General features: G+C 65.9%; 3 protein-coding genes and 1 pseudogene. 1 reads left to right on the top strand and 3 read right to left on the bottom strand.

Annotated features, from left to right (window positions below; genetic code table 11):
• Positions 1-242 (top strand): annotated as a pseudogene (locus EN993_RS34890) (hypothetical protein); the annotation flags it as partial.
• On the opposite strand, the gene EN993_RS34885 reads toward EN993_RS34890, so the two are convergent.
• The 3 genes from EN993_RS34885 to EN993_RS34875 form a co-directional block, all read right to left on the bottom strand.
• Positions 239-481: a hypothetical protein gene (locus EN993_RS34885; RefSeq protein ID WP_126069475.1), complete on the bottom strand. Its 243-nt coding sequence runs from the start codon at positions 479-481 to the stop codon at positions 239-241. The pseudogene EN993_RS34890 and the gene EN993_RS34885 overlap by 4 nt on opposite strands.
• A gap of 131 nt (positions 482-612) precedes the next feature.
• Complete coding sequence (locus EN993_RS34880) at positions 613-1,830, bottom strand: ABC transporter permease (protein ID WP_109668030.1); 1,218 nt, start codon at positions 1,828-1,830, stop codon at positions 613-615.
• Positions 1,827-2,285: ATP-binding cassette domain-containing protein (locus tag EN993_RS34875; protein ID WP_127266153.1), on the bottom strand; the 459-nt coding region annotated here is incomplete at its 5' end. The genes EN993_RS34875 and EN993_RS34880, both read right to left, overlap by 4 nt.

The raw sequence follows: 2,285 nt of genomic DNA, 5'->3' as shown, positions 1-2,285 counted from the left end.
GTGCTCAACGCGGCAAGCGCTGGCACGCCCTGTCGACCAATAGCGGCACGGTGATCTTCCGCCGCTATCACGAAACAGCGCCCGCCGACGAGGTCGCACGACGCATCTCAGCCTTCGTCGCCACCGAGACAGAGCCGGAGATCGAAGGGCCGGTGATCATCCGCCATGCCGCCGACCTGCCGGTCGGGCTGTCACCGCACATGAAGCCGCTGATCGAGTGGCATTTTTCGGGCGTCGATTAACTGCGCGTGTTGTCCTGTGCTGCCTTGCGATCATTGCGAGCGGCGACGAGGAACAGGATAAAGCCGATGCCCAGCAAGCCGCCCATCGCCATTCCCATCGTCTGGCCGACGACTGCCTGAAAATCCGATGTGACGCGATCGGGATTGGCGAGGCCGTAGCGGGCGAGATACCACCAGATGCCTGCAAGGAAGGCCTCGATGATGACCATCGCCAGGATCAGTCGCGCCTTCTTGCTCATCGGCTATTCCTCCACCCAAGGTGAACTGCCCTAGCATCGCCAACGGTGCGCCGACAGTGGCGAGACAGGTGGAAACGTCGAAGACTGTGCAAAACCGGTGGAGTGCTGGCCGCGTTTCCGGCTGGGTTGCCCTATTCGTGCCGCAGCGCGTCGATCGGATCGAGCCTGGCGCCCCGCAGCGCCGGGAAGAAGCCGAACACCATGCCGATCAGCGCCGAAAAGCCGACGGCGAGCAGGATGACCGCCGGGCTTGGCGCAAACGGGATGGTCAGCGTCACCGAGGCGAGGCCGGCCAGCGCCAGGCCGATCAGGATGCCGATGATGCCGCCGAGCAGCGACAGCACCGTCGCCTCGACCAGGAACTGGATGAGGATGTGCTTTTCATGCGCGCCGATGGCGAGCCTGATGCCGATCTCGCGGGTGCGCTCGGTGACCGACACCAGCATGATGTTCATGATGCCGATGCCGCCGACCAGCAGGCTGACGCCGGCAACCGCGCCCAGCATGCCGGTCATGGTGGTGGTGGCGCTGGCCATGGCGTCGGCGATCTGGGTCATGTCGCGGATGGCGAAATCGCTCTCGCGCTCGGGCGTGATGCGGCGCGCATCGCGCAAGATGTCCTCGACGCGCGGCTGCAACTCGCTGGTCGGCGTGCGGTCGTCGGCGGCGATGTAGATGTTGTCGATGTCGCGGTTGCCGGCGATGCGGCGCTGATAGGCGTGCAGAGGCATCAGGACGACATTGTCCTGGTCCTGGCCGAAGCCGGTATAGCCCTTGGGCTCGAGCAGGCCGATGATCTTGCAGGAGGTTCGGTTGACGCGGATGATCTCGCCCTCAGGGTCGCCGGCGCCGAAGAACTGCTGGCGCACCGTCTCGCCGATCAGGCACACGCCGGTGCCTGAGCGGGTCTCGGAATCGCTGAACGGGCGGCCCGACACCAGCTTCCAGTCGCGCGCATCGAGATAGGCGCTGTCGGTGCCGGTGACGCCCGAGGTCAGGCTCTCGGTGCCGAAGATGACGCGGACCTGCTTTTGCGAGGCCGGCGAAATGGCGCGCGCGCCGGTCAGGTGCGCAACGAGTGCTGCCAGGTCCTTTTCGGCCAGCGGACGCACCACCTGGTCGAGCCCGCCCGGAGCGCCGGGGCCGGCCGGACGGCCGGAGCGGACGACCAGCAGATTGCTGCCAAGCTTGGAGATGTCGGCCTTGACCTTTTCAGTGGTGCCGGAGCCGATGGTGAGCATGGCGATGACGGCGGCAACACCGATGACGATGCCGAGCAAGGTCAGGAACGAGCGCAGCACGTTGCGGCGGATCGAGCGGAGTGAGAGGCGAACGGTTTCCCAGATCATTGTGCCATCTCCAGCTTCATGGTGTCCGAGGCGACGTGGCCGTCGAGGAAGCGGATGGTGCGTTCGGCATAGTCGGCGACGTCGGCCTCATGCGTGACCATGGCGATGGTCAGGCCAAGCTCGGTGTTCAGCCGGGTCAGCAATTCCATGATCTCGTGCGTGCGTGCGGTGTCGAGATTGCCGGTCGGCTCGTCGGCAACGAGCAGCGTCGGGCGGGTGACGATGGCGCGTGCGATGGCCACGCGCTGCTGCTGGCCGCCGGACAGTTCGGCCGGCGTGTGGTGCTCGCGGCCGACAAGGCCGACCTCCGCCAATGCCTGCATGGCAAGGTCGCGGCGCTCGCGGCTGGCCACGCCGCGATAGATCAGCGGCAGTTCGACGTTTTCGGCCGCCGTGGTGCGGGCCAGCAGATTGTAGCCTTGGAACACGAAGCCGACATAGAGGTTGCGCAGCAT

The organism is Mesorhizobium sp. M7D.F.Ca.US.004.01.2.1 (genome assembly GCF_003997785.1).
GTDB lineage: Bacteria > Pseudomonadota > Alphaproteobacteria > Rhizobiales > Rhizobiaceae > Mesorhizobium > Mesorhizobium loti.
This window is presented reverse-complemented; position numbering and strand designations above follow the sequence as displayed.

Excerpts from the sequence above, each read along its gene's own strand:
- EN993_RS34885 (WP_126069475.1), bottom strand. The coding sequence starts at position 481 with ATGAGCAAGAAGGCGCGACTGATCCTGGCGATGGTCATCATCGAGGCC.
- EN993_RS34880 (WP_109668030.1), bottom strand. The coding sequence starts at position 1,830 with ATGATCTGGGAAACCGTTCGCCTCTCACTCCGCTCGATCCGCCGCAAC.